Raw genomic sequence first — 24,285 nt, 5'->3', positions numbered from 1 at the left:
AGCGCTACGTAGCTCTTATCTTTTTTGTTTGCATCTCTTTGAACAATGAGTTGCAATTTAATAATTCTCTAGGATTCCCACATTCCACAATAACTCCATTCTTCATTACAATAACCCGATCAGCTATCATCGCCCTTTCTACATCATGTGTCGTCACAATTTTCGTTACGTTTTCTCCCAACCCTTCAATCATATTCCAAACAGCTTGTTGATTACCTGGATCCAATCCAGCAGTCGGTTCATCTAAAATAACAATATTCGGCTCTGTTACAATCGCCCGCAGTAACGCAAGACGCTTTCTTTCTCCTCCCGAAAACTCTTCTCCACTTTTGTGCAGTACAGTATGGATTCCTTCTGATAAGTTTTTTAAGATTGTCTTCATATTTACAAGTTCGATACTTTTTTTAAACTGTTTTTCTATAATATCTTCTTGAAAATGTATATTCTCTTTTACTGTCGCCCGAAAAAAACGTGGTTCCTGCCATACAGTAGTCATACGAGCTTTCTTACCGTAATAAGCAACCATACCACTTGAAGGCTTATATAATCCTGTTAATAACTTTAATAAGGTTGTTTTTCCAGCACCACTTTCTCCCACAATGATAACAAGTTCACCAGGAGAAATTTGCAAATCAATATTTTTAATTCTATACTTCTCCTCACCGTTCTCTTGAAATGAAACATTTTTCAACTTCATTCCCATCGCTCTTTCTACATTTCTATCTTCAGCTCGTATATCTAAAAAGCAAAAAACTCGATTTGCCGATGCAACAGCAACTTGTGTCATCATTAATAAATCACTCGCATAACGAACAGGGAAAAATAACGTCTCAATTGTAGCTAATATCGCAACGAGTGATCCAACTTCCATATCCCCTTTCATTATTTTTTGTGCTCCTATAATAAGAACAACTATATATGCTCCTGTTTCTATTACCGTTCCTACTATCCCAATACAATGTTGTATCATAGTCTTTTTTACTTCCGTTTTATAAGACTTTGTTGTCACTCCTTTAAATAAGCCAATTGCCCAGCTCTCTTTTTGTAAACTACGCAAATCTTGTATACCCCTTACAAACTGTGACATCATCTCTACAACACTTGAATGATTTTTTTGAGCAATACTCGCTACATTTCTCACCTTTTTCGTCGTAACTATCGGAACAATCGTACTTAAAAATAAAAACGGAGTAACCCACCATATAAACTGTATATCGATATGCTGAAGCGCTATTAATGCCCCAATAAATTGCGCGATTGCATGAATGTATTCAATTAATATAGATCCATATAACCTTACCCAACTCGGAATATCAGAAATGACTAATGTTTCTAATTCTCCTTGTTTTACCTTCTCACTTTCTTCAAATGGTAATGACAAAAAGTGACGTAATAAATCTATACGCTTCTCTCGTAATATACGTTGACTCGCTTTTGTACTTATATAACCAAACAAAAGTGTATTCGTCCACATCAAAAACCAACTACCTGCAAATAATGCAATGTACATATACGCCCATTCTAACTCTCGCTGAATAAGGTTATCTACAATTAACCCCATTAAAAGAGGTCTAGATAAATTTAAAATAGCAGCTATTATCCCACTACATATCGCAGTAATTAACAACAGCTTTTCTTGCAACAGCGGCAACACAATTTTTCTATACTCATTCATCGTCATTCCTCCAAATTTGCATAATAAAAGGAAAAGGATGAAACCAAGTGGTTTCATCCCTTTCCTCTGTACATAAAGTAAGGAAGCTAACATATGTCAGCTTCCTTATCATTCATTACAATTATTTAGTTCGATACTTTAGACTCTTCGATTTTCTCACGAAGAACCATTTGTAAAATACCACCGTGACGGTAGTAGTCAATTTCAACTTCACTATCGAAACGAGCTACTACTTCGAATTGTTTTTCTTTGCCTTCTGCATCGATTGCAACTACTTTTACAAGATCGCGTGGTCTAACCGTTTTGTCAATTTGAATTTCAAATGACTCATTACCAACAAGACCTAATGTTTCAGCGCTTTCGCCATCTTTAAATTGTAATGGTAATACGCCCATTAACACTAAGTTACTGCGGTGAATACGCTCGAAGCTTTCCGCGATTACCGCTTTAATACCTAATAAGTTTGTACCTTTCGCAGCCCAGTCACGAGAACTTCCCATACCGTAATCTTTACCAGCAACAACTAGAAGGCCTGTGCCATCTTCTTTATATTTCATAGCAGCATCATAGATAGATGTTACTTCACCAGTTGGCCAATATGTTGTATATCCGCCTTCAGTTCCTGGTGCGATTTGGTTTTTAATACGGATGTTTGCGAATGTACCACGCATCATAACTTCATGGTTACCACGACGAGAACCGTAAGAGTTAAAGTCAACTGGTTGTACGCCGTTTTCTAATAAATAGCGTCCAGCTGGTGTATGCTTACCAATTGAACCTGCTGGTGAAATGTGGTCTGTCGTTACAGAATCACCAAATTTACCAACTACGCGTAAACCTGATAACGTTTCAACTTCACCTGGCTCTTTAGATAATCCTTCAAAGAATGGTGGGTTTTGAATGTATGTTGAATCATTATCCCAAGTATATAAAGCTTCATTAGAAGTTTGGATTTCATTCCAGCGCTCATTGCTGTTAAATACTTGCGCATATTCTTTTTTGAACAATTCAGATGTAACAACACTTTGAACTACATCTTCAATTTCTTTAGCTGATGGCCAAATATCATTGAAGTAAATAGAGTTGCCATTTGCATCTTTACCGATTGCATCATTTTTCAGATCAATATCAACAGTACCTGCAAGTGCATATGCCACAACAAGTGGTGGTGATGCTAAGTAGTTTGCTTTTACAAGTGGATGAATACGACCTTCAAAGTTACGGTTACCAGATAAAACAGATGTTACTAGTAAATCGTTTGCTGCGATCGCTTCTTCTAATTCCTCTGCTAATGGACCAGAGTTACCGATACAAGTCGTACAGCCGTAACCAACTGTTTGGAAGCCTAATTGATCTAAATACGTTGTTAAACCAGACTTATCTAAGTACTCTGTAACAACTTTAGATCCTGGCGCTAACGATGTTTTTACGTAACCAGGTACTTTAAGTCCTTTTTCAATTGCTTTCTTCGCAACTAAACCTGCTCCAATTAATACGTATGGATTTGACGTATTTGTACAGCTTGTAATCGCAGCAATTGCAATTCCGCCTGTTTTCATCGTTACTTCTTGATTTTTTAATGTAACTTTCACTTCTTTATCAAACTCTTGCTCATTGAATCCAAGTCCTTGTGTTCCAACTGGTGCTACAACAGCTTTATGGAACTCCTCTTTCATATTTGAAAGCGGGATTAAATCTTGCGGACGTTTCGGTCCAGAAAGGTTAGATTCAATTGTATTTAAATCAATTTCAACAAGATCAGTGTAGATTGGATCTTTACTGTCCGCTGTATAGAATAAGCCATTTGCTTTACAATATTCTTCAACAACGCGAATTTGCTCTTCATCTCTACCTGTTAAACGTAAGTATTCTAATGAAATGTCGTCGATTGGGAAGAATCCACAAGTTGCACCGTATTCTGGTGCCATATTTGAAATTGTTGCACGGTCAGCTAAAGGCATGCTCTTTAGTCCATTACCGAAGAACTCAACAAATTTACCAACTACACCTTTTTGACGTAGCACTTGTGTTACTTTTAATGCAACGTCAGTTGCTGTTGTACCACTTGGAAGTGTACCAGTTAATTTCACACCGATTACTTCAGGTACTGGGAAATATGAAGGCTGTCCAAGCATTCCTGCTTCTGCTTCAATACCACCAACGCCCCATCCAAGAACACCGATACCATTAATCATTGTTGTATGAGAGTCCGTTCCAACTAATGAATCTGGGTATGCTACTAAGTCACCTTCAGCATTTTTCACCGCATGAACAACTGGTGCTAAATATTCAAGGTTTACTTGGTGTACAATACCTGTTGCTGGTGGAACTGCACGGTAGTTATCAAATGATTTTTGTGCCCAGCTTAAAAATTTATAACGTTCTTCATTACGTTTAAACTCTAAGTCCATGTTGAATGCAAGTGAGTCTGCCGTACCCGCTCTATCAACCTGTACAGAGTGGTCAATTACAAGGTCTACAGTAATTTCAGGATTAATTTTATCAGGATCCCCGCCCATGTCTGCCATTGCTTTACGAAGCGAAGCCAAATCTACAACAGCTGGAACACCTGTGAAGTCTTGTAAGATTACACGAGATGGTTTAAATGGAACATCGATATCTTGAACATCTTTCGTTCCCCATTTCGCTAAATTTGTAACATGCTCTTCTGTAATTACGCGTCCGTCTACTTGACGAAGTACAGATTCAAGTAAAACTTTAACGGAATATGGTAATTGAGATACGTTGCCAACCCCTGCGTTTTCAAGCGCTTTCAATTGATAATAATGATACGTCTTTCCATCTAATTCAAAAGTTGCACGTGATTGAAATGGATTATGTTTGACCATTATGTTTCCCCCCTGTTAAACGTGACTAATTTGTCTGAATATAAAATGTAGACAAACTTTTCAATACCTTACGATAATATCTTATTACAACTTTCTAAATAAGTAAATAATAAGAAACTTATAGATTATAATAAGTTTTCTTTATCTTTCTAAATTTGAATAGTGTCCATGCTCCTTATAAATACTATTATTGTAAAGTAAAGCACTCTACTTTACGTTCATATATGTTATGAGCAACTCATGTTTCATCTATAAAAACATTATAGAGGTGAGAAAAAATGGGTAAACGAAAAGCAAATCATACTATTTCAGGAATGAATGCAGCATCTGCGCAAGGACAAGGAACTGGTTATAACGAAGAATTTGCAAATGAGCCTTTAACAGCTGCGCAGCGACAAAATAATAAGAAGCGAAAAAAGAATCAGTAACGAAAAATCCCAAAAGGTTCACCTTTTGGGATTTTTTTAATGCTTATAACGTAATAGCTCCGAAACCTTCACAAATCGATATCCTTGCTTTTTAAGCTCTGGTAAAATTTTTGCCAATGCCGCCACTGTTTGACTACGATCATTCCCCCCGTCGTGCAACAGTACAATATCTCCGCTTTTAGCATTTTTCACAACATGATTCACGATAGATTCTGTACCAGGGTTTGCCCAATCACGAGGATCTTGATGCCATGACCATAAAACAATTTGATAACCAGCTTCTTTTGCTGTTGTAAATACAGCGTCATTAATATATCCACCTGGTGGACGGAACAATAAAGGTTCTTTTACCCATTCTTTAAAATATTTTTTCCCATCTAAAATGTCATTTTTTAACTTTTCATCTGAAGAACTATTTGCATACAAATGATTCATCGTATGATTTCCGATTTCATGCCCCTCTTTTAGCACTCGCTTTACTAAGTATGGATTACGCTGAACTCGAAAGCCAATCATAAAAAAAGTCGCTTCCGCTTTATATTGACGTAATAAATCTAATACTTGCGGTGTATAAGTTGGATCCGGTCCATCATCAAATGTAATCGCAATGATTTTCTCATTATTAGGTACTTCCCATGTTACATAACCAGTCGGTTCTAACTCTTTCCTTAACAACATTTTCGCTTCCACTTTGTCCACTTGAAATATATGTACTGCACACATTAAGGAAAAAATTAAAATAAAAATTTTTCGTTTCAGCATAGTAGCGCTAAGAGTAATGGGGTTGTTGAATTCACAACAACCTTCCTTTACTTTTCTAATTGATCTACATTCTGCATAATATTTTGGAGATTACTTTCATATTCCTCAAGTTGTGGACGTTGTGTTTCTGATGCTACTTCAAGTGCATTTTGAATCTGTTCGTACGCCTCCTGAACTTCTTGGCGTAATTCTTTTAAATCATGACCGTAATTCGGATCATTTTTCACAATATTATTAAATACATTTTCCGCTTGAACAAATCCTTGCTGCGCGGCCTGAAAAGCTTGTTGCTTATTTTTATGATATGGCATAATACTTTCCCCTTTCTATATTAGTTAGTCCTACTTATCTTTACCCTTTTCTCTAAAAACATTCTCGTATAAATTCGCAAACTTCTCTCATTCTAAATAAAAAGAGGGGGTGTAAAATACAATGGGTAAAAACAATAATCAATCTAATCGTCAAAACGAGAAGAAAGGGTACCCTTCTGGGCAGCCTGAACCTTTAAGCGGGTCTCATAAAGTAAAAAACCGTAACCATTCACGCCAAAAAAATCATGCACATCATGATATGTAAAAAAACATTCACACTAGCTATATTTATCACATACACTGTTTATATTTTTCATTTATTCTTCACCCCTACTTCATTCATGCATAACATAGTATGAATTGAGCTTTTACGGAGGGTGTCGTACATGGGCAAGAAAAAGAAGAATTGTCTTTTTCATGTTGATGGTTTTGAAGAATGGATGGATCAATTTTGTTCCGATTCTTATAGTAACTTTAGTTTTCCAAATCAAATTCATATTGACCTTTGTGAAACAGAACAAGAATACATTTTGGAAACAGATGTACCAAATGTAACTGAACAGAATGTACTCATAAAAAAGATGGAGACAGGCCTAAACATTTGCATACTTCATAACAATGCTTCTTTACAGCGAATAATTCCCTTACCTGCTAATATTATTTACAAGAAGATGCTAGCCTGTTTAGAAAATGGATTTTTAACCATTCATATTTCCAAAAATGAAGTTGCTAATAAGCATGAAAAGAAAGTCTTTTTTTCGCATTAAGGATCGATATAAATACAAACAGAAGCCCGATCAAATTTTTAGTTTGCTCGGGCTTCTGTTATTTCGCATGTATTTCTATTTTAGAATTTCTAATATATCTTTTTTTCAATAAACCTTTTGTAACTAAAAGGACTGGAAATGCTACAGTTGAAAATATGGCTAATATAAAAAATACTAAAAAACCATTTTGATATCCATAGTAATCGAGGAGTATCCCGCCAAACCAAGGACCAATTACTCCACCAATTCCAGAGAAGCCCATCGCTCCAAAATATGTACCCTTTAGATTTGAAACAGCTATATCATCTATAAATACATCTGTCATTGAGAACATTAGAACTTCTCCAACTGTAAAAATAATTGTACAGATGGCAGCACCTAGTATGGATTCTACTATTCCAAATCCAAACAATCCCCCGCTCACAAACAACGTTCCGACTATAATAGACGCTAATGGCGTATACCTTTTACACATTTTAATAACAGGGTATTGAATGGCCACTACTACGATTGCATTTAAAGTTAGCATATATGAAAATAACTTTACTCCATCTTGAAATATATGTGCGTTTGCAAAGTATTGAGATACTGTCGTCGTTAAATGTGAAAAGCCACAATTACTCAAGATAATACCGACTAACGCAACTAAAAATACTATGTCTTTTCGTAAAATACGAATTGCATTTAACATCGTGACGGGCTTTTCTGTATTTATTTTCTTCTTTTCAAGTGGGTACTTCTTAAATTGCAACGCTAATATCGCTGTATATAGAATGTATACTCCAGCGGCTACTAAAAACGGAATTGTTGATTTGGCACTTCCAATTTGTAATCCAACAAGTGGACCAATCGCTACCCCAACATTTATTGCACCGTACCGTAAGTTATAAACGAGTAAACGATACTCTGGTTTCGTTAAATCTGATAATAACGCTCTTGATGTTGGTTCAAAAAATGAACGACACAATCCATTCAAAGCGTTTAATAGAAAAAAACTCAAAACATGATCTGCAACTGAAAATCCTATAAATACAAAAATCCAAACAATCATGGACCATATTATTATTATATTTCGGCCAAATCGGTCCGATAAATTCCCCCCAATAAAACTAGCAAACACTCCAACAAGTGCACTCGTTCCAATAATAGCACCAGTCATTCCAGCCGATACGTCTTTAACGGTTGTTAAATAAATCGCTAAAAAAGGAATACTCATTGAAGTGGCGAATCTCGCAAATAAAGTCCCTATAATAATTGTCATGCCTAGCGGATGAATCTGTTGTAACTTCCCCTTCATCTTTAGATCTACTCTCCCTTTTTCTACATCAAAAAAGAAAGCAAAGGATCTGCTTTCTTTTTCCTTTTTCTATACTTGAGATGTTTACACCCGAGCTGTTCTCGTTATGTCCATATCAATTCCATATGTAAACTGTAATTCTTTACAAACATCTTTAATTAAAATTACAACATTATACTTTTCATTAAATTCTAATACAATGCTTTCTACTTCTTCATATGTATACTTATATTCGCCAGTAATTACACTTTTTAAATCAAAGCATTCATTAATACATAACTGGACAAGTAATTGATCATACTTCTCTATCACATCTTCTTTTTTCCAAAGTAACTCTTTTACATATAACCGATCAAATTTCACACTTTCTCGATTACATTCCGTTAAAATCCGGGTCATTTCATTTAATTCTCGATATAATTCAGAAATATTTCTGTTTAAACTAAGCAGTTTATCTACGCCGTTATCATATAGCATTTCATTCCACCCCCGCATTTTCTTTTTCTTATTATAGCAAGAAAATTCTAAAAATAGTTTCTTTCTTCTGAAATATTAGGAAACTTATTTCGATTGCTTTACAATGAAACTAGTGAACACGAAAGGGGAAAACAAATTGGAACAAAAATTATATTACAACGACGCTTATCAGCAAGTCTTTACAACTAAAGTTATAAAACAGGATATTGATTCAGCAGGAAACTTGTACGTTGTTTTAAATGAAACTGCATTTTATCCAACAGGTGGCGGACAACCACATGACACTGGAACTTTAAATGACATTCCGGTAACTAATGTCGAAGAGGTAGATGGAGAAATTCGTCATTTCATAGTAGAACAACTACATACAAAAGAAGTAGACGGGAAAATAGATTGGCAACGTCGTTTTGACCATATGCAACAACATACAGCTCAGCACATTTTATCTGCTGCTTTTTGGGATCATTTTAACATACCAACAATTGGGTTCCATCTTGGAAAAGAAACAGTGACAATTGATTTAGAAACGGCTAACCTTTCTACAGAGACCATTGGAAAGGCAGTACAAATTGCTAATCAAATTGTCTTTGAAAATCACCCTATTCGTATTGAATGGATGACCTTAGAAGAAGCGCAAAAATTACCCCTTCGTAAAGAGCCAACTATGACAGAAAATATACGCGTTGTTATCATCGAAAACTATGACTACAACGGTTGCGGTGGAACACATCCGAAACATACAGGTGAAGTAGGCCCTATTCAAGTACTTAGTTGGGAGCGCAACAAAGGTGGTATACGTTTAACGTTTATCGCTGGTTGGCGCACACTTAAATTAATTAGGCAGCACCAACAAATTATTAAAGATGTTTCTAAACAATTGAACAGTAGCGAAACTGATATTCCAACAAAGGTAGCACAGCTTCTTACCTCTCAAAAAGAAAACGAAAAAGCTATACAAACAATGAATGAAAAACTATTATTTGTAGAAGCAAATGAATTATTACAACAATCAGAAGAACTACATACTGGAACACTTATCTCTAAAGTATTTACAGATCGCTCAATGCCAGAAATCGCAAAACTGTCTGCTATCATTACAGAACAACAAGAACAGGCAATTACATACTTCGTCATTGAAAACGAAGAAAAACTACAATGCATCCTTACTTGTGGTAAGGCAGTGACACTCGATATGAATACACTTTTAAAAGATGCCCTCCCTTCTATTGAAGGAAAAGGCGGAGGAAATAAAAAGAGTGCTCGTGGCGGTGGGAAAGCAATTATGACTGGAGATGAGCTTTTAAATCAACTTGTTTCTTCTTTACAATCTGCAGTGTAGATTATTTTATGAATGGGATGTCATTGAACTGGATGACATCCCATTCTCTTTTCTGCTTCGTACATAGTAATACAGTAAATAAAATTATATGAACGATTTTTCTAATATATCAACGATTCTATAAGAAATACCAATTTACCCTCAAAATACAACAACAATCGCAACTTATATAGTAAGAGGAGTCTGTTCCAAAATAACAGCCTCCTCTGTATGTTTACAAACCAATATTTTGTTTTAATCCTTGATAACTCCCTGCGTTTAGAAATCCTTCAGACACAAGTTTAATGAAAACCCCTGAAAAACCATAATTACTTAGTTTCTCTATCCCTACCATTTGTACATCATGAATTGGATTGTGATCAAATTCATTAGAAGGAAGCGGAAGTTCCCCTGTAACCCTTTCAAGTAGAAAAGTAATATGTAATAAAGATGGTATAGTACCTGGTTTATCACAAACATAAAGTAATTTCTTAATCTTAGTTTCTAATCCTGTTTCTTCTCGCATTTCTCGAATCATCGCTTCTTCTAACATTTCACCATTCTCTACTCTTCCTCCAGGTAAAGACCAATTCCGATTAGCGACTTTTTGTTTTACTAATAATACTTTTTCATCTTCAATTAAAATTCCCGTAACACGAACTTGCATTAAATTAGTCATACTCTCTCTCCTACTCCTATTAAATTTACAAATTAACCCTTCCACAAAAAGAACATACGTTTTATAATTAAAGGAAATTATGGAAGAAAGAAGTTGTTACATTCATGCGTCCACCTTTAACAAAAGCTATACCACTCGAAGATTTTCAAAATTATTATTGGTTAAAAGCAGAACTGCAAACATTTTGTCGTGAGCATGATTTACCCTCAAACGGCTCTAAAACTGAGATTTCTGAACGTATTACACACTTTTTGACTACAGGTAAAATATTAAAGAATTGTTCTAATCAAAAAAAGAGTAAAAACTCCCTCTCCTATAAAGATCTTTCTCTTCAAACGATTATTACTGAAAACCACCGCTGTAGCGAAGATGTCCGTGCTTTTTTTAAAGAAAAAATTGGAGCAAACTTCCGCTTTACAGTAGCCCTTCAAAAGTTTTTTAAAGAGAATGCAGGAAAAACATATGAGGATGCTGTAACGTTTTGGTATGAAGAACACGAACGTAAAAAAGACCCTGCATATAAAACAAACATCGGTGCCCAGTTTGAATACAATCGTTTTACTCGTGCTTTTTTCGAAGATCCATGCAACAAAGGAAAATCAAAAGCTGATGCTATCGCTGCTTGGAATGAAATAAAATCAAGACCAGGCAGTAATGCTTACGTCCAAAAAAAGTAGAAAGCTAGTTTCCTTGCTAGCCTTCTACCTTTTCAAATAAGAGAGCAAGCCCTATTCCTCCACCAATTCCCAACGTCGCTATTACATATTTCACATTCTCTCTTCGCGCTTCATAAAACAAGCGTGTTACAAGCATAGCCCCAGACGCACCGTACGGATGACCAAGTGCAATTGCACCACCATTTATATTGAGCTTCTCATATGGAATTTGTAATTCCTTTGCACAAGCAACAATTTTCGAAGCGAACGCTTCATTCATCTCAATACAATCAATATCTTCTATTACTAAATTCATTTCTCTGAGTAGTTTTTGTACTGCGAATATCGGACCAGTTCCTGGGAGATTCGGGTCCACTCCAACTACAGCACTGTGAACGAACCGAAGAACAGGCTTATATCCTAATTTTCGAGCCTGCTGTTCTTCCATTACAAGAACTGCACATGCCCCGTCATTTACACCACACGAATTTCCTGCTGTCACAGTACCATTTTGTAAAAATACAGGCTTTGTTCTCTTAATTATTCTTTCATAATTCATTTCTCTCTTTATTGGCTCGTCCAACATTCCATTAAAATCCCCAGATAATATTTCCTCTTGTAAATATCCTTTTTCTAATGCTTGCAGCGTCCGTTTATAACTAAGACAAGCGTATTCATCTTGCATTTCTTTTGTTATGTTATACCGCTCTGCAACATACTCAGCCGCCAATCCCATATCAGGGTCTCCAATTGTTTCAGGTGAAAACCGCGCTCTATTTTGAAAAGGTGACGTACTTGTACTCTCTACTCCTCCAGCAATATAGCAATTACCGGCACCACCCCCGATAAGATGACACGCAATACGAATTGATTCCAATCCAGCACCACATTGCCGGTCAATCGTTACACCAGGTATATGATAACCAAGTCCAGCTTCTAATGCAGATAATCTCGCAACATTACCTCCTGGTCCAACGACATTACCTAATATGACATCATCTATTTCACTCTCAATCCCTTTACTTAAAAAAGTAAGAAGCGGTGCAGCTAATTGCTGAACTTCATAATCTTTGAACATCCCATTCTTTTTGCCAATAGGCGTCCTTTTCGCTTCTACAATAACCGCTCTATTCATATATTCTCTCCCGTTTTTCGAATATACTTTTTGCTGCAATGCGAGCTACTTTCCCGCTACTCGTATAAGGTATTTCATCTACAAAACACCATTCTTTAGGTATTTTAAAAGATGATAGTCGTTGTAAGCAGTAGCTCTTTAATTGTTGCTTTGTAGCACTTCCTTTGACTATTGCGACAGGCTTTTCACCCCAATAACTATCTTTTATACCGACAACAACAACTTCTTCAACAGCTGGATGCGTATATAACACACTCTCTATCTCTTCTGGGTAAATATTAATCCCTCCAAATAGAATCATATTTTTCTCTCTACCAACTATATATATAAAGCCTTCCTCATCTTGATAGCCTACATCATGCACTGTCATCCAACCATCTTTGGTCAATTGTGGGATTATAGCTCCATCCGATACATAGCCCATAAAAAACTGATCACTTTTTACATAAACAGTTCCTACCTCGCCTACCTGTATTTCTTCTCCTGCTTCATTACCTATTCGAACTTGTACATTATGACAAGGTTTCCCTACTGAATTCGGCTTTCTTTCACTCTCTTCATTGACCAATGCTGTTACAAAACTTAGCTCAGACGCACCATAAAATTCATATCTTTTTGCATAAGGAAACATATTCTTAATCTTTTCTTTCGCTTCAGCTTCCCATTTCGCTCCTGACGAAATAATTTTCATTTCACTTTCAATTACTTTATTTTCTTTATACAAAGACTCAAGCATTGTTGGGACTGTATACATTACGGAAATATTCTCAGTTTCTAACTTGCACAACACTTGATCTGGAATAAACTTTCTCATAACGTGTACCGTTTGCCCTAAATACAATGCACTTATTGCACCATATAAGAAAAGAGAATGAACAAGTGTTCCAGCTATTAAAATAGACTCTGTCTTTTTCATATGAAAGTCATGTACATTACAATGAAAACTATGGACCCATGATTGTTGCGCACGTAAAAATGCTTTTGCTTTTCCTGTTGACCCTGATGTAAATCCCATATAAAAGGGAGCGTTTTGTACATTTTCTACAGGATGATATGCAGGAAGATATTTCTCTATTATTTCTTTCCATTCATCAATCTCAACTACTCTTTCTTCTTCCCCCGGTATATCATTTAACTTATACTGTTCCGTCACAATAATATCCGGGTTACTAATTGCTATTCTTTCCTCAAGCTCACCCTGTTTCCACTTTATATCTAACGGTACACAAATCCAACCTGCCATCGCTGCTCCGGCAAATATTTGTAAAAATTCAATACGATTTTCTAAAACTATTGCTACTGTTTTATTCTTCGATTCTTTTTCATTCAACCAGTTTGCTACTTTACAAACTGACTCGAACCAATCTTTATATGTTAAAACTCTATCATTTTCTTTAATCGCTATTTTATTCGGCTGTAAAGAAACATATTTTTTGTATTCTTTTGTAATTCCCATTGGAGACTTCCTTTCTTTACAAAATAACAAAAAGAAACACGCGATTAACGTGTTTCTCCTCTTTCTTATCCCGCATTTGTAAATTTTCCATTTTTCAAAGCAGGCGTAATAATATGTTTCAATGAACGATGTAATTTTGTCACGAGAATTGCTGCTATAATCGCTTTTATGCAATCACCTGGTAAAAACACGACACTTACTTTCATCGTTTGCCATATGGAAATATCCATTACGAAAGCTTGTACAATAATACCAAATACATAAACAACGAAAATACCACCAATTATATTTATGCATAATACTTTTATAATAGAAACTTCACGTAAACGCTCAATTAAATAGCCAATTACAAATGCACCAACAATATAACCAAGTAAATATCCTGCACTTGGACCAACAAATACCCCTGGACCTCCACGTCCACCCGCAAGTAGTGGTACTCCAGCTCCTACAATAAGTAAGAAAATAAGCTGACTTAGTGCACCAAGGCGTGATCCTAACAGTCCACCCGCAAGCATAACTCCAAGTGACTGTAATGTAATAGGAACTGGTGTAATAGAAAGAGCAATTGGAGGTATTAACCCTAGCACTCCCATAATTGAACTAAATAAAGCGACGAAAACTAAGTTTTTTGTATTCATGTTTGCTTCTCCTATTTGTAAACTTAAAAATGATTTTAGATAACATATTACAGGTGTTATATTATCTTTCTATTAATCATTTGTCAACCTCAGCATGACGAAAGTTTACAAATGAGATTCTATTTATTTTTCTTTATGCAAATGCTCAAGCTCTTTCCTAAGTGCCTGTTTTAAAAACTTCCCAACAGATGTTTTCGGTATTTCTTCCATAAATACAATATCGTCTGGCAACCACCATTTTGCAAACTGCGGTTTTAAAAACTCATATAGTTCCTCTTTTGTAACAGTGCTATTTTTCTTTTGAACAACACAGGCAACTGGACGCTCTTGCCACTGCGGATGAGGTACTGCAACAACAGCCGCTTCAAATATAGCATCATGTGCCATTAAAGCATTTTCAAGATCAACTGAGGAAATCCACTCTCCCCCGCTTTTAATAACATCCTTCGTACGATCAACAATTTTTACGCAACCTTCCTCATCGACTGTAACGACATCGCCAGTATATAACCATCCATCACGGAACCCTTCCACCGTACGCTCATCGTTATAATAGCTTGCAGCGATCCAAGGTGCTCGTAAACATAGTTCTCCCATTTCAATGCCATCCCACTTCACTTCACCCTCTGCACCAACTACCTTCATCTCTACACCAGGGACAAGATATCCTTGCTTCGAACGAATCTCAAGTTGTTCTTCATACGCCAAATCTGTTTCATAGCTTTTTAAACGTGCAAGCGTTACAAGTGGACTTGTTTCAGTCATGCCATATGCATGTACGAAAGGAACATTATATTTTTGCTCAAATGCTTTAATAACACTTTTCGGTGCAGCTGCACCTCCGCATAGTATTCTCGTAATACTAGTTAAATCGTAACTATTATTTTCTAACTCTTGTAAAACACCGAGCCAAATTGTCGGCACACCCGCAGCTATCGTTACTTTTTCTGTTTGAATCATTTCTAATAGAATTTTCGGGGTAAACATCGGTCCCGGAAGAACTTGTTTTGCCCCAAACCAAGTAGCTGCAAAAGGAAGTCCCCAAGCATTCACATGAAACATTGGTACAATGGCCATCGCTGCATCACTTTCCGATAAAGCTGTCGTATCTGCTAATCCGAGTGCCATACAGTGCAGCACTGTACTACGATGTGTATAAACAACACCTTTTGGATTTCCTGTAGTCGCTGACGTATAACACATACCAGCAGGTGTATTTTCATCAATATCTTTTACAAATTGGAATTTCGGATCGCCTTCTGCTAAAAGCTTCTCATAATGGAATACGGGATGAAGCGTAGTTTTTGGGAGTTCATCTTTATCAGTCATAATAATGTAAGCTTGTACAGTGGATAATTCAGATTGGATATTCTCAACGAGCGGTACTAGATCTTCATCAATAAGTAAAATACGGTCTTCTGCATGCTGAATAATATATGATATATGTTGAGGAGATAAACGAATATTAATTGTGTGCAAAACGGAAGCAATGCCTGGAATAGCAAAATATGCTTCCACATGTCGATGATGATTCCACGCTAACGTTCCGATGCGCTCACCTTCTTTAATTCCAAGATTTTTTAGCGCACTTGAAAGTCTTCTCGTCCTTTCTCCTAACTGCTTATACGTTAATGTTGTAACTGTATCATGTGTTCGAGAAACGATTTCTTTCTTCGGGAAAAGTTTTTCTGCTCTTTCCATCATAGAACTAATTGTTAGCGGTACATTCATCATCATATGGTTTACAGCCTCCCTTTAAAGCGTTTTCATTTCTGTATATTATAACAGAATTCCACAAATAATTACGATATTTTTCTGTATTTTCTGAATTATTTCTTTGGAAATAATTCAGAAACAAAAAAACATGTCTTGAAAGTAAATTATTCAAAACATGTTCCTCTCCTATTTAAAAACTATCTACCTTTTTCCTTACTTTCTTTTTCAATTTAAAAATGAAACGATTGCTATATTCTTTATTTTCTACTAAAATTCTGTACGTTTCTAACACTCCGAAAACACGAACAAAAAGATAGAATGCGATAGCAATAAGTACAACGCAGTACGGATAATACTGCACTAATTCCCCTGAAGTAATACGCTTTTTCTCAAACAAAAATGGAATTGCCCCTGCTGCTATGAAACAAAACCCAACGATCACTACTGCAGCATATTTCTTCTTAATAGTCGTATATCTTTTTGTCAATTCTTTTAGGAAGTTTTGATCAAATAGTAGTTCTTCCTTTTTCAATACATTGTATCGACTCTCTTCTATAGTTACAGGTACCATCATTGCTCCAATTCCAAGGACAGCAATAATAATTACAAGAAATGTAGACATTGTTACATCTTCCTTAAATAATAAATACGGTATCGTCGATAGAATGAGCAAACTAAATCCTAACGCGATATATTTAGATATTTTTTGTCCATACACTATATAGCCTTCTGCCATCTCCTTATTTACGTAATATCCATGTTCCTTTTCATTACTTTGCTCAGCAGTTTCTTTTAATAAGTAATCAAGAGATACTTCAAATACATTTCCAATCATTATTAGTTTTTCAGTTTCAGGAAAGCCTTGGCCATTTTCCCATTTGCTAACCGCTTGCCTTGTTGTGTTTAATTTCTCAGCTAACGCTTCTTGAGAAAGACCCTTTTCCTTTCTTAATTTAAAAAGTTTCTCACCAAATCCCATATGTGTATCCCCCTTTGTTTTCTTAACTAAATTGTATGTAAACATTGCTCTTATCTCTATCTTCCTACGGTTGCACTTTGTCAACTTACGGTTGCGATTATGTTATATAAGGTGCTTATATACGATTTAACTGTCTATCTTGTATGTTTACAACCTCACCAAAAATTAGCCTCTATAGTGACCAATTATAACAATTAAAGGGAATATTTGTTATAATCAACAAAAAAAAATCTCCCCTAAACAATTTAATTTAAAGGAGGTTTCCATATAAAACTTTCTATTTATTTATATATTGCGTTCTCGATATACTATATCTTTTCGTATTACGATACTTACCTTTAACGAACAAATCCTCTTTAATCGTACACTCATACTCCATATTCAATCGTTTCATTAATCTCTCAGATGCTTCATTTTCTGAATTACATCCCGCTTCAATGCTATATTAAAACCATAGCTAAAAAAAGCTAACGCAGCCTCGATAGCTAATCCTCTTCCCCAATATTTTCGTGATAAAGCGTATGCAATCTCCGATTTATGTTCAGTTGAATTATATTTTATAAATCCACACGTCCCTATGAGCTTTTGTTCCTCTTTTAATACTATTCCAAGGAGAGCTACTTTTTCTTTCTCATATTGACTCACAATTTCTTCTAAAAATATTTTCTTATCATGTAACGATTGATGGGTATCCCATATAGTATAAGTTGTCAATTCGTTGTCTGAGGCGTATTCATATATATGTAAAGTATCACTCATATCAATCTTCCTTAATAGAAGACGACTTGTATGCAGAGTTGGATATAGCCACTTCTCAACAATCATAACGGCTTTTGTTTAAACTTTTCATAATTTCGTACTTTTAATAAAAGGATATGACCACAATCCGTACAAACGTAAGCATCTACCGGAGATGATGTAAACATCGTCTCTTTTTTCCGTATTTGTGCATAACCGACAAACTCACCTTCTCCTATATTATGAGAACCGCAATTAGAGCATGTCTGCGCGTCGTTCTTCCTCATGAGAGCACCACCTTTAATCTATTTCTACTCCCTTCGACAGTGCACTTCCAATTCCCTTCCAAAAAACCTGTTGTTCTCTTAAATTGCAACAGGAATCCTAGCACAAAAATCGTATTTATACTATGTATTATATTTATTGATGGAGGAATTTTATGACTACTATTATGACACTCGATACAGCTAAAGAAATTGAAAGCGCAGAAATTGACATGTTATCTTCTAGATTAGAAGCCTTACAATTGATAACCGGAAATCCAATGCAAGTACAAATGAAAAAGTTTGGGAGTGCCACTGCCTTTTCATCAAAAGTAATTGCTGGTCCTGCTTTTAACACAGTAAAAGGCATTACATTTACAAATACAAATGGGATAGATGAAATCATCTCTTATTATCGTTCACTACAAATTCCTTGCCGTTTTGAAATTACACCAGCTCAAGCCACAACTGAACTATTTCAATACTTATCTCAAAAAGGTTTTTACCAATCCAGCTTCCATACCGCTTTATATAGTATACCGAGACAAGACTCATCACTTCTTCCTTCTGACATTTCAGTACGTTTACTGAAAGAAAATGAGTTTCATACTTTTGCAGATATTTATGTACGTGGATTTAATATGCCGTCCTTTACAAAAGATGGCGTCCATCAAAATAACGAAGTTCTTTACAATCAACCAGGTTGGCATTTTTTCATAGCCGAAGTTCAAAATATTCCAGCAAGTATCGGTGTCCTATATATAAATAAAGATGTCGCATCATTAGCTACTTCTGCTACATTGCCAGAATTTCAACGTAAAGGTTGTCATACTGCATTAATTCAAAAACGAATTGAGACAGCGATTGAATCAAATTGCAATTTAATAGTTGGACAAGCTCGATTTGGTAGCAGTAGTCAAAATAATATGGAACGCGCTCATTTGAAAATCGCTTATACAAAATCAATATGGACTGCGAAATACTTATAATTAACTTTCTTTTTCTTACCATTACGAATGTATACATTTTATGACAATTCCATTTCTACCCTATTAATCATTTGAATATTCAAACTTCATTTGTTACGCTATTACTAGATACATCATTCAACTTGCTATATGAAAAGAGAATTCTAATCAAACTACATGGAGGAGAAATGTATGACAAAGCATGAGCATGGTTTAAAAGAAAAAGTAGAAGGTACCATTGATAAAGTAAAAGGCGAAGTAAAGGAAGTTGTCGGGAAAGTAACAGACAATAAGAAATTACAAGCTGAAGGAAAATGGGATAAGATAAAAGGTACTGCCAAAATTACTGTCGGTAATGTCAAAGAAAAAGTACATGAATATAAAGAGCATAAAGAAAATAAATAAAAAAGAGCCAAATGGCTCTTTTTTATTTACCTTCGCTCTTCTCTAACACATACAAATCTTCTTCAATATTAGATAGTTTTTCAGTTACAAGTTTTCTTGCATCTCCAATTGCTTGATTGTATGCAAATGGTCCTACTAACTTTATCATTTCTTCTATTAAACGTTCTGCTTGGAAACGTCCAATCTCATCTAAATCTTCTTCAACGAAAAACTGCTGGATTTGTGCTACAAGCTCTTCTTTTTTATCAGTCGGTATTTTTATGTTCATCATCATTCGTTACTCCTCTATATTTAAGATAATACTTTTCTTAACTCTACCATAGAAAAGCGATTTCCTGGACAAGTTTTTGTAACTCCTTCTAATTCACGATGACCAAGTATATTTTCTTTACTTATAGAAAATTGATTCATTAATGTCTTGCATAAAGAATATAGTGAATCCATTTGCGCAGTAGTAGGATCGTATGTATCAAAATTTCCCGTCATACATATTCCAATTGTATCACTATTATTATCTTTCGCATGTGCTCCAATATGTAAACCTCGTCCTTCGACTACAGTTCCATCTTCTTCAATAAAATAATTGTAGCCAATTCCGCTCCACCCTCTTACTTTTTGATGAAATTCGTGAGTTTTATACACATCCCATCCAACTTCTGACGTATGGTGGATAATAAGTTTATTTACTTTTTCTAAAGGAACTAACTCATCTTGAAATGTTATATTTGCACATTTAATTTCCATATGAACGTCCTCCTCTTAAAAATCGATCATAATAACTGTTTTATCATCTGGTCTTATTCTGTTTTCCCCTTCTAACTCTTCAATGATTGCTACATATTCTTTTATACTATTCTTTCTTATATATGCTACAGTTTGTTCTAGTGGCCAATCTGGGTGGAACAATCCGTCCGAACAAATAAAGATCCCACTTACTTCAGCTACCTGTAATTCCCCATGTTGTAAATAGGTCATTGCTTCCTTCATACCATTTGCAACTGAGTAGCCATTTGGCATATTCGCAAGATAACGATTGTATTTTAACTGCTCTCGAACATCTTGAAAAACGTGTTCTTCCGGTACAGATAGCCCTTTTTTACGGTCTTCTTCTCTTTTCTTTTTTGCGCGTTTACTAATTCCTTTAACTGTATCTTTCGTTAATACTTGCATCGTTCCCTCTTGATGTATCGCAACAATCATACAATCACCTAGCTGCGCATATTCAAGTTTCTCTCCATTTACTCGAACTGCTGCAATACATGTACACCACAAATGATCTTTTTTTCTCGTATCAACCTTATATTCCAGCATCTTGTTCTGCAATAATTCATTCGCTTTTGCAACTTCAACTTGTAAACTGGTATTCTCCCGTAACGAAGTAAAATGACTTGCAAATAAATGCGAAGCGATGTGTGCTCCATTATGTCCTTCTTCATCACAAAATGGGACAAGTGGCGTTGCGCCATCACATACACCGTAAACTATATTATCTTCATTACAAAAAAATGAATCCTCACATTCTTGTTTTAAAGGACTTTTCTTTTGATACGTTGTTATCTTCATTTTTTTGTATCCCCTTCCAAATTATCAAATACTCAAACTTTTCGAATTAATCTAATTTCCCAAAATAAACTGTTTTCCCCTAAAACTTTTAATTTCATATATAATCTTGAAATAATATGATTATTTAATGAAGGACGGGAAAAAGATGGTCAGATTTCTTGGTGTTATTTTTGGTTCTATTATTATTGCAATTGCCTTTAATCTTTTCCTTATCCCCCATAAAATTTTAAGTAGTGGAATTGGCGGAATTGCTATTATTTTAGGAATTGTAACCCCTGTAAACACAGGTATTATTAACTTCGTATTGAACTTACCAATCCTCATTTTAGGATACATAGGTCTTGGAAAAAAAGTAATTTTTAACACAGTTGTCTCTGTAATTGTATTATCTGTTGCACTATATTATATTCCTGTAAAAGTCGTAGCAACAGATCCACTTTTATCATCTGTATTTGGAGGTGTTATCGCCGGAGCTGGTATTGGCCTTGTCTTTAACTGCCATGGTTCAACTGGTGGTTTTGATATTATCGGTATGTTGTTATCTCGTAAAAGAGATATTAAACTTGGCGGTTTCCTTATTCTGTTAAACACAGTTGTTGTTGTCATTGCAGGATTTTTCTTCACCTGGGATGTAGCACTAACAAGCTTACTTTCAATTTATGTAACTGGTAAAGTAATTGATGCCGTTCATACGAAACATCGTAAAGTTACACTTATGATTGTAACAAATCAAGCTGAAGAAATGAAAAAGAAACTCCTTTCTACTGTTGTACGTGGAATTACACTTCTTGACGGCGAAGGTGCTTATTCAAACGAGAAAAAACGTGTACTTATGACTGTCGTTTCACGTGAAGAGTTGGCAAGTATGAAACTAACTATATCTGAAATTGATCCTCATGCATTCGTTAATATTACAGAAACTGTTGAAGTATTAGGATTGTTTAGAAAAGCGTAAAAAACTAGGTGGAACTCCACCTAGTTTTTATTTTGCATAAATTCAATTCTATTTCCAAATGGATCTGATACGTAAAATCTAATTACATCTGGGCGTGCATTATCATCTATTACCTCAATACCTTGTTGTATTAATTCTTGTTTAAATTCGTCAATTTTAAAAACATAAAAAGCTGGATGCGCCTTTTTAGCTGGTATAAAGTTTTGCTCGACTCCGATATGAATTTCTTGATTTCCACACTTAAACCAACATCCGCCACGCTTCTTTAACTCTTCTGGCTTCGGAATTTCCTCCATACCAATTTTATTACCATAAAATTCTCGTGCTTCTTCCTCACATCCTACAGGTGCCGCCACTTGTACATGATCAATTCCTTGAATATAACTTTTCATTTTTCTCCCCCTCTTCTATTCTAATGTTATAACGAAAACACATTCATGTAACTTACAGAAAATTAATAAAGCATTATAAGATTCTCTTATTACTACCTTTTATACCTTCTACTAATAATAAAAAAAGAAATTTTATTATGTAATTTCCATTTTTTATAGAAATACATGTCACACCTATATTATAGTTATTAATAGATCCATCTTTTTTAGATGCTAATTGTACGGAGGAAATATTATGAGTCGTAAAAAATATTCATCTACTCAAAAAAAGCGTCATCCGAATGTATCTGGACGCTGGCGAAACCATATACAAAGTCGTTCTTTAGCAGAAATGTACGCCTCTCTTTTTGAACATAATCCTGATAGTATTATTTCATTGAGTTTAGAAGGAGTTATTTTACATATTAATCCCTCTGCTGAAAGAATATTAGGTTACACTTCTAACGAATTAGAGCGTAAAACAATCACTTCTATTTTAGAAGCACATATTTCTGATCAAGTGCTACAATACATAAAAAATACTGCAGCTAATGATCAAAAAGAGTATATTATCTCTATTTATCATAAAGACGGATATTTACTAGATGTCGTAACAAAATTAGTTCCTATTTTTGTTGAAAACCGTTTAACAGGTGTATACGCCATTATGAAACCTCTTGAAAAATCAGATAGAATTGAGAAAGTATTAAAAGATAGTGAGAAACGATTGCGCACATTAATGAATTCAATGCCTGCGTTTGTTATATTTAAAGATCATGAAGGACGCTGGCTTGAAGCGAATGACTATGCACTTTCTTGCTTCGCTTTCCATAATGTACCCTATCATGGAAAGAAAGATAGGGAACTCATTCAATATAACGAAGCGTACCGAAAAGCTTTTTTACATTGTGAAGAAGTTGATGAACTAACATGGCAAAAAGGACAAATTCTTCACGGTGAAGAATTTATTATACATAGAGATGATTTCGACCTAATTTTAAGTATTTCAAAAGTCCCACTCTTCCACCCTGATGGCTCCCGCAAAGGTCTTATAGTGATGGGAAGGGATGTTACCGAACTAAAGGAAACTGAAAAATTATTACGAAAATCCGAAAAGCTTGCAGTAGTAGGACAACTGACAGCTGGAATTGCGCATGAAATTAGAAACCCGCTAACTTCATTGAAAGGATTTTTAACATTATTACATCCAGAGATAAATGAGGAAAATAAATGGTATGTAGACGTTATGCTGAGTGAAATTTCACAAATGGAATCCATAACAAGCCAATTTATGGCGATGTCTAAACCACAAGTGCTTTCTATTGATACTTGCAACATACAAACATTAATTGAAGAAGTAGTAACTTTTATTTTACCAACTGCTATTATGCATAGCGTTCATATCATTATGGACCATTTTAATCATACTTCTGACATTCAATGTGACAGTAATCAATTAAAACAAGTTTTTATTAACATATTAAAAAATGCCATCGAGGCGATGCCAAATGGCGGTAACATCTTCATTCAAACAACATCGTTAGAAAATGATTTTATTTCAATACGCGTTATCGATGAAGGATGTGGAATACCCGAAGAGCGCATGTCACGTCTTGGAGAACCTTTTTATAGCTTAAAAGAAAAAGGAACTGGTCTCGGCTTAATGATATGCTATAAAATCATCCAAGAGCATCACGGAAAATTATTCATTTCAAGTGAATTAAACAAAGGAACAACTGTTGATATCCAATTACCAATCGCTGCATCTCAGCCTGTAACAAACTCTTAAATATGCTATATCAATATAATAAAAGGCACCTACTAATTGTTATAAGTATTTCAGTTATTATGGAAAACATCTAAAATAACACGCTAA

The 24,285-nt window shown here is 35.1% G+C and carries 26 protein-coding genes and 1 pseudogene; 9 read left to right on the top strand and 18 right to left on the bottom strand.

Going from position 1 to position 24,285, the window contains the following annotated elements:
- Positions 1–4 precede the first annotated feature (4 nt).
- Together U860_RS0107800 and acnA are read right to left on the bottom strand one after the other, a co-directional pair.
- Positions 5–1,732, bottom strand: a complete 1,728-nt coding sequence (locus U860_RS0107800) for an ABC transporter ATP-binding protein (protein ID WP_081806649.1) — start codon at positions 1,730–1,732, stop codon at positions 5–7.
- Positions 1,733–1,800: 68 nt separating this feature from the next.
- Entirely contained in the window at positions 1,801–4,524 is a 2,724-nt protein-coding gene (gene acnA / locus U860_RS0107795) for an aconitate hydratase AcnA (RefSeq protein WP_025148071.1), read from the bottom strand.
- A gap of 278 nt (positions 4,525–4,802) precedes the next feature.
- Between acnA and sspO the strand changes: the two genes are divergently transcribed.
- Positions 4,803–4,952 (top strand): small acid-soluble spore protein O, encoded by a 150-nt coding sequence (gene sspO / locus U860_RS0107790; protein WP_025148070.1) that lies wholly within the window; start codon positions 4,803–4,805, stop codon positions 4,950–4,952.
- A gap of 36 nt (positions 4,953–4,988) precedes the next feature.
- Here sspO and pdaB read toward each other — a convergent pair whose 3' ends face one another.
- Together pdaB and U860_RS0107780 are read right to left on the bottom strand one after the other, a co-directional pair.
- The gene (pdaB, locus tag U860_RS0107785) at positions 4,989–5,714 is read right to left on the bottom strand and encodes a polysaccharide deacetylase family sporulation protein PdaB (protein ID WP_115610297.1); all 726 of its coding nucleotides are present in this window, start codon (positions 5,712–5,714) and stop codon (positions 4,989–4,991) included.
- Between the two features lie 47 nt (positions 5,715–5,761).
- Positions 5,762–6,025 carry a hypothetical protein gene (locus U860_RS0107780; protein WP_025148068.1) on the bottom strand — a complete coding sequence of 88 codons (264 nt, stop codon included), beginning with the start codon at positions 6,023–6,025 and terminating at the stop codon, positions 5,762–5,764.
- Between the two features lie 121 nt (positions 6,026–6,146).
- Here U860_RS0107780 and U860_RS0107775 point away from each other — a divergent pair, with 121 nt between their 5' ends.
- Positions 6,147–6,290 carry a small acid-soluble spore protein P gene (locus tag U860_RS0107775; RefSeq protein WP_025148067.1) on the top strand — a complete coding sequence of 48 codons (144 nt, stop codon included), beginning with the start codon at positions 6,147–6,149 and terminating at the stop codon, positions 6,288–6,290.
- Positions 6,291–6,411: 121 nt separating this feature from the next.
- A complete protein-coding gene (locus U860_RS0107770; protein WP_002172898.1) occupies positions 6,412–6,792 on the top strand; it encodes an Hsp20 family protein in 381 nt (126 codons plus the stop codon).
- Between the two features lie 58 nt (positions 6,793–6,850).
- Here U860_RS0107770 and U860_RS0107765 read toward each other — a convergent pair whose 3' ends face one another.
- The gene (locus tag U860_RS0107765) at positions 6,851–8,089 is read right to left on the bottom strand and encodes an MFS transporter (protein WP_002172899.1); all 1,239 of its coding nucleotides are present in this window, start codon (positions 8,087–8,089) and stop codon (positions 6,851–6,853) included.
- Between the two features lie 84 nt (positions 8,090–8,173).
- Positions 8,174–8,566 (bottom strand): hypothetical protein, encoded by a 393-nt coding sequence (locus U860_RS0107760; RefSeq protein WP_002172900.1) that lies wholly within the window; start codon positions 8,564–8,566, stop codon positions 8,174–8,176.
- 136 nt (positions 8,567–8,702) lie between these two features.
- Between U860_RS0107760 and U860_RS0107755 the strand changes: the two genes are divergently transcribed.
- Positions 8,703–9,905 (top strand): DHHA1 domain-containing protein, encoded by a 1,203-nt coding sequence (locus U860_RS0107755; RefSeq protein WP_162790994.1) that lies wholly within the window; start codon positions 8,703–8,705, stop codon positions 9,903–9,905.
- A 214-nt stretch (positions 9,906–10,119) separates the two neighbouring features.
- On the opposite strand, the gene U860_RS0107750 is transcribed toward U860_RS0107755, so the two are convergent.
- Positions 10,120–10,563, bottom strand: a complete 444-nt coding sequence (locus tag U860_RS0107750; RefSeq protein WP_025148065.1) for an NUDIX hydrolase — start codon at positions 10,561–10,563, stop codon at positions 10,120–10,122.
- 104 nt (positions 10,564–10,667) lie between these two features.
- Here U860_RS0107750 and U860_RS0107745 point away from each other — a divergent pair, with 104 nt between their 5' ends.
- The gene (locus tag U860_RS0107745; RefSeq protein ID WP_025148064.1) at positions 10,668–11,240 is read left to right on the top strand and encodes a DUF6434 domain-containing protein; all 573 of its coding nucleotides are present in this window, start codon (positions 10,668–10,670) and stop codon (positions 11,238–11,240) included.
- 16 nt (positions 11,241–11,256) lie between these two features.
- Here the strand turns inward: U860_RS0107745 and U860_RS0107740 are convergent, their stop codons facing one another.
- The 7 genes and pseudogenes from U860_RS0107740 to U860_RS0107710 form a co-directional block, all read right to left on the bottom strand.
- Positions 11,257–12,354 carry an acetyl-CoA C-acyltransferase gene (locus tag U860_RS0107740; RefSeq protein WP_025148063.1) on the bottom strand — a complete coding sequence of 366 codons (1,098 nt, stop codon included), beginning with the start codon at positions 12,352–12,354 and terminating at the stop codon, positions 11,257–11,259.
- Positions 12,347–13,810: an acyl-CoA synthetase gene (locus tag U860_RS0107735; RefSeq protein WP_025148062.1), complete on the bottom strand. Its 1,464-nt coding sequence runs from the start codon at positions 13,808–13,810 to the stop codon at positions 12,347–12,349. The genes U860_RS0107740 and U860_RS0107735 overlap by 8 nt, the downstream gene beginning before the upstream one ends.
- Positions 13,811–13,875: 65 nt before the next feature.
- Positions 13,876–14,451, bottom strand: a complete 576-nt coding sequence (locus tag U860_RS0107730) for a biotin transporter BioY (protein ID WP_025148061.1) — start codon at positions 14,449–14,451, stop codon at positions 13,876–13,878.
- A 123-nt stretch (positions 14,452–14,574) separates the two neighbouring features.
- The gene (locus U860_RS0107725) at positions 14,575–16,188 is read right to left on the bottom strand and encodes a long-chain fatty acid--CoA ligase (protein ID WP_025148060.1); all 1,614 of its coding nucleotides are present in this window, start codon (positions 16,186–16,188) and stop codon (positions 14,575–14,577) included.
- Positions 16,189–16,357: 169 nt separating this feature from the next.
- Positions 16,358–17,146, bottom strand: a complete 789-nt coding sequence (locus tag U860_RS0107720; protein ID WP_025148059.1) for a helix-turn-helix transcriptional regulator — start codon at positions 17,144–17,146, stop codon at positions 16,358–16,360.
- Between the two features lie 277 nt (positions 17,147–17,423).
- Positions 17,424–17,971, bottom strand: a pseudogene (locus tag U860_RS31280) (GNAT family protein).
- Positions 17,968–18,171, bottom strand: a complete 204-nt coding sequence (locus tag U860_RS0107710; protein ID WP_025148058.1) for a hypothetical protein — start codon at positions 18,169–18,171, stop codon at positions 17,968–17,970. Before U860_RS0107710 ends, U860_RS31280 begins: the two are co-directional and overlap by 4 nt.
- 152 nt (positions 18,172–18,323) lie before the next feature.
- Between U860_RS0107710 and U860_RS0107705 the strand changes: the two genes are divergently transcribed.
- Entirely contained in the window at positions 18,324–19,136 is an 813-nt protein-coding gene (locus U860_RS0107705) for a GNAT family N-acetyltransferase (protein WP_025148057.1), read from the top strand.
- Between the two features lie 171 nt (positions 19,137–19,307).
- Entirely contained in the window at positions 19,308–19,520 is a 213-nt protein-coding gene (locus U860_RS0107700; RefSeq protein WP_025148056.1) for a CsbD family protein, read from the top strand.
- A gap of 22 nt (positions 19,521–19,542) precedes the next feature.
- Here the strand turns inward: U860_RS0107700 and U860_RS0107695 are convergent, their stop codons facing one another.
- From U860_RS0107695 to U860_RS0107685, 3 genes are read right to left on the bottom strand one after another with little or no spacing between them, the layout of a single operon-like run.
- Entirely contained in the window at positions 19,543–19,794 is a 252-nt protein-coding gene (locus U860_RS0107695) for a DUF2164 domain-containing protein (RefSeq protein ID WP_002018980.1), read from the bottom strand.
- A gap of 17 nt (positions 19,795–19,811) precedes the next feature.
- A complete protein-coding gene (locus U860_RS0107690) occupies positions 19,812–20,264 on the bottom strand; it encodes a peptidoglycan recognition family protein (protein WP_025148055.1) in 453 nt (150 codons plus the stop codon).
- 15 nt (positions 20,265–20,279) lie between these two features.
- Complete coding sequence (locus U860_RS0107685) at positions 20,280–21,083, bottom strand: protein phosphatase 2C domain-containing protein (RefSeq protein ID WP_025148054.1); 804 nt, start codon at positions 21,081–21,083, stop codon at positions 20,280–20,282.
- Positions 21,084–21,228: 145 nt separating this feature from the next.
- Between U860_RS0107685 and U860_RS0107680 the strand changes: the two genes are divergently transcribed.
- Positions 21,229–22,038 (top strand): YitT family protein, encoded by an 810-nt coding sequence (locus U860_RS0107680; protein ID WP_025148053.1) that lies wholly within the window; start codon positions 21,229–21,231, stop codon positions 22,036–22,038.
- Between the two features lie 20 nt (positions 22,039–22,058).
- On the opposite strand, the gene U860_RS0107675 is transcribed toward U860_RS0107680, so the two are convergent.
- Positions 22,059–22,430, bottom strand: a complete 372-nt coding sequence (locus tag U860_RS0107675; RefSeq protein WP_025148052.1) for a VOC family protein — start codon at positions 22,428–22,430, stop codon at positions 22,059–22,061.
- 235 nt (positions 22,431–22,665) lie between these two features.
- Between U860_RS0107675 and U860_RS0107670 the strand changes: the two genes are divergently transcribed.
- The gene (locus U860_RS0107670) at positions 22,666–24,198 is read left to right on the top strand and encodes a BA3702 family sensor histidine kinase (protein WP_025148051.1); all 1,533 of its coding nucleotides are present in this window, start codon (positions 22,666–22,668) and stop codon (positions 24,196–24,198) included.
- Positions 24,199–24,285: the final 87 nt, after the last annotated feature.

Source organism: Bacillus sp. H1a, assembly GCF_000633475.1.
Taxonomy (GTDB): Bacteria; Bacillota; Bacilli; order Bacillales; family Bacillaceae_G; genus Bacillus_A; species Bacillus_A paramycoides.
Note: the sequence above shows the minus strand (reverse complement) of the source record. Positions and strands in the feature narration are given on the sequence as shown.

Coding starts and splice junctions, on each gene's coding strand:
- U860_RS0107800 (WP_081806649.1), bottom strand. CDS start 1,732: ATGAAACCACTTGGTTTCATCCTTTTCCTTTTATTATGCAAATTTGGA.
- acnA (WP_025148071.1), bottom strand. CDS start 4,524: ATGGTCAAACATAATCCATTTCAATCACGTGCAACTTTTGAATTAGAT.
- sspO (WP_025148070.1), top strand. CDS start 4,803: ATGGGTAAACGAAAAGCAAATCATACTATTTCAGGAATGAATGCAGCA.
- pdaB (WP_115610297.1), bottom strand. CDS start 5,714: ATGCTGAAACGAAAAATTTTTATTTTAATTTTTTCCTTAATGTGTGCA.
- U860_RS0107780 (WP_025148068.1), bottom strand. CDS start 6,025: ATGCCATATCATAAAAATAAGCAACAAGCTTTTCAGGCCGCGCAGCAA.
- U860_RS0107775 (WP_025148067.1), top strand. CDS start 6,147: ATGGGTAAAAACAATAATCAATCTAATCGTCAAAACGAGAAGAAAGGG.
- U860_RS0107770 (WP_002172898.1), top strand. CDS start 6,412: ATGGGCAAGAAAAAGAAGAATTGTCTTTTTCATGTTGATGGTTTTGAA.
- U860_RS0107765 (WP_002172899.1), bottom strand. CDS start 8,089: ATGAAGGGGAAGTTACAACAGATTCATCCGCTAGGCATGACAATTATT.
- U860_RS0107760 (WP_002172900.1), bottom strand. CDS start 8,566: ATGCTATATGATAACGGCGTAGATAAACTGCTTAGTTTAAACAGAAAT.
- U860_RS0107750 (WP_025148065.1), bottom strand. CDS start 10,563: ATGACTAATTTAATGCAAGTTCGTGTTACGGGAATTTTAATTGAAGAT.
- U860_RS0107745 (WP_025148064.1), top strand. CDS start 10,668: ATGCGTCCACCTTTAACAAAAGCTATACCACTCGAAGATTTTCAAAAT.
- U860_RS0107740 (WP_025148063.1), bottom strand. CDS start 12,354: ATGAATAGAGCGGTTATTGTAGAAGCGAAAAGGACGCCTATTGGCAAA.
- U860_RS0107735 (WP_025148062.1), bottom strand. CDS start 13,810: ATGGGAATTACAAAAGAATACAAAAAATATGTTTCTTTACAGCCGAAT.
- U860_RS0107730 (WP_025148061.1), bottom strand. CDS start 14,451: ATGAATACAAAAAACTTAGTTTTCGTCGCTTTATTTAGTTCAATTATG.
- U860_RS0107725 (WP_025148060.1), bottom strand. CDS start 16,188: ATGATGATGAATGTACCGCTAACAATTAGTTCTATGATGGAAAGAGCA.
- U860_RS0107720 (WP_025148059.1), bottom strand. CDS start 17,146: ATGGGATTTGGTGAGAAACTTTTTAAATTAAGAAAGGAAAAGGGTCTT.
- U860_RS0107710 (WP_025148058.1), bottom strand. CDS start 18,171: ATGAGGAAGAACGACGCGCAGACATGCTCTAATTGCGGTTCTCATAAT.
- U860_RS0107705 (WP_025148057.1), top strand. CDS start 18,324: ATGACTACTATTATGACACTCGATACAGCTAAAGAAATTGAAAGCGCA.
- U860_RS0107700 (WP_025148056.1), top strand. CDS start 19,308: ATGACAAAGCATGAGCATGGTTTAAAAGAAAAAGTAGAAGGTACCATT.
- U860_RS0107695 (WP_002018980.1), bottom strand. CDS start 19,794: ATGATGATGAACATAAAAATACCGACTGATAAAAAAGAAGAGCTTGTA.
- U860_RS0107690 (WP_025148055.1), bottom strand. CDS start 20,264: ATGGAAATTAAATGTGCAAATATAACATTTCAAGATGAGTTAGTTCCT.
- U860_RS0107685 (WP_025148054.1), bottom strand. CDS start 21,083: ATGAAGATAACAACGTATCAAAAGAAAAGTCCTTTAAAACAAGAATGT.
- U860_RS0107680 (WP_025148053.1), top strand. CDS start 21,229: ATGGTCAGATTTCTTGGTGTTATTTTTGGTTCTATTATTATTGCAATT.
- U860_RS0107675 (WP_025148052.1), bottom strand. CDS start 22,430: ATGAAAAGTTATATTCAAGGAATTGATCATGTACAAGTGGCGGCACCT.
- U860_RS0107670 (WP_025148051.1), top strand. CDS start 22,666: ATGAGTCGTAAAAAATATTCATCTACTCAAAAAAAGCGTCATCCGAAT.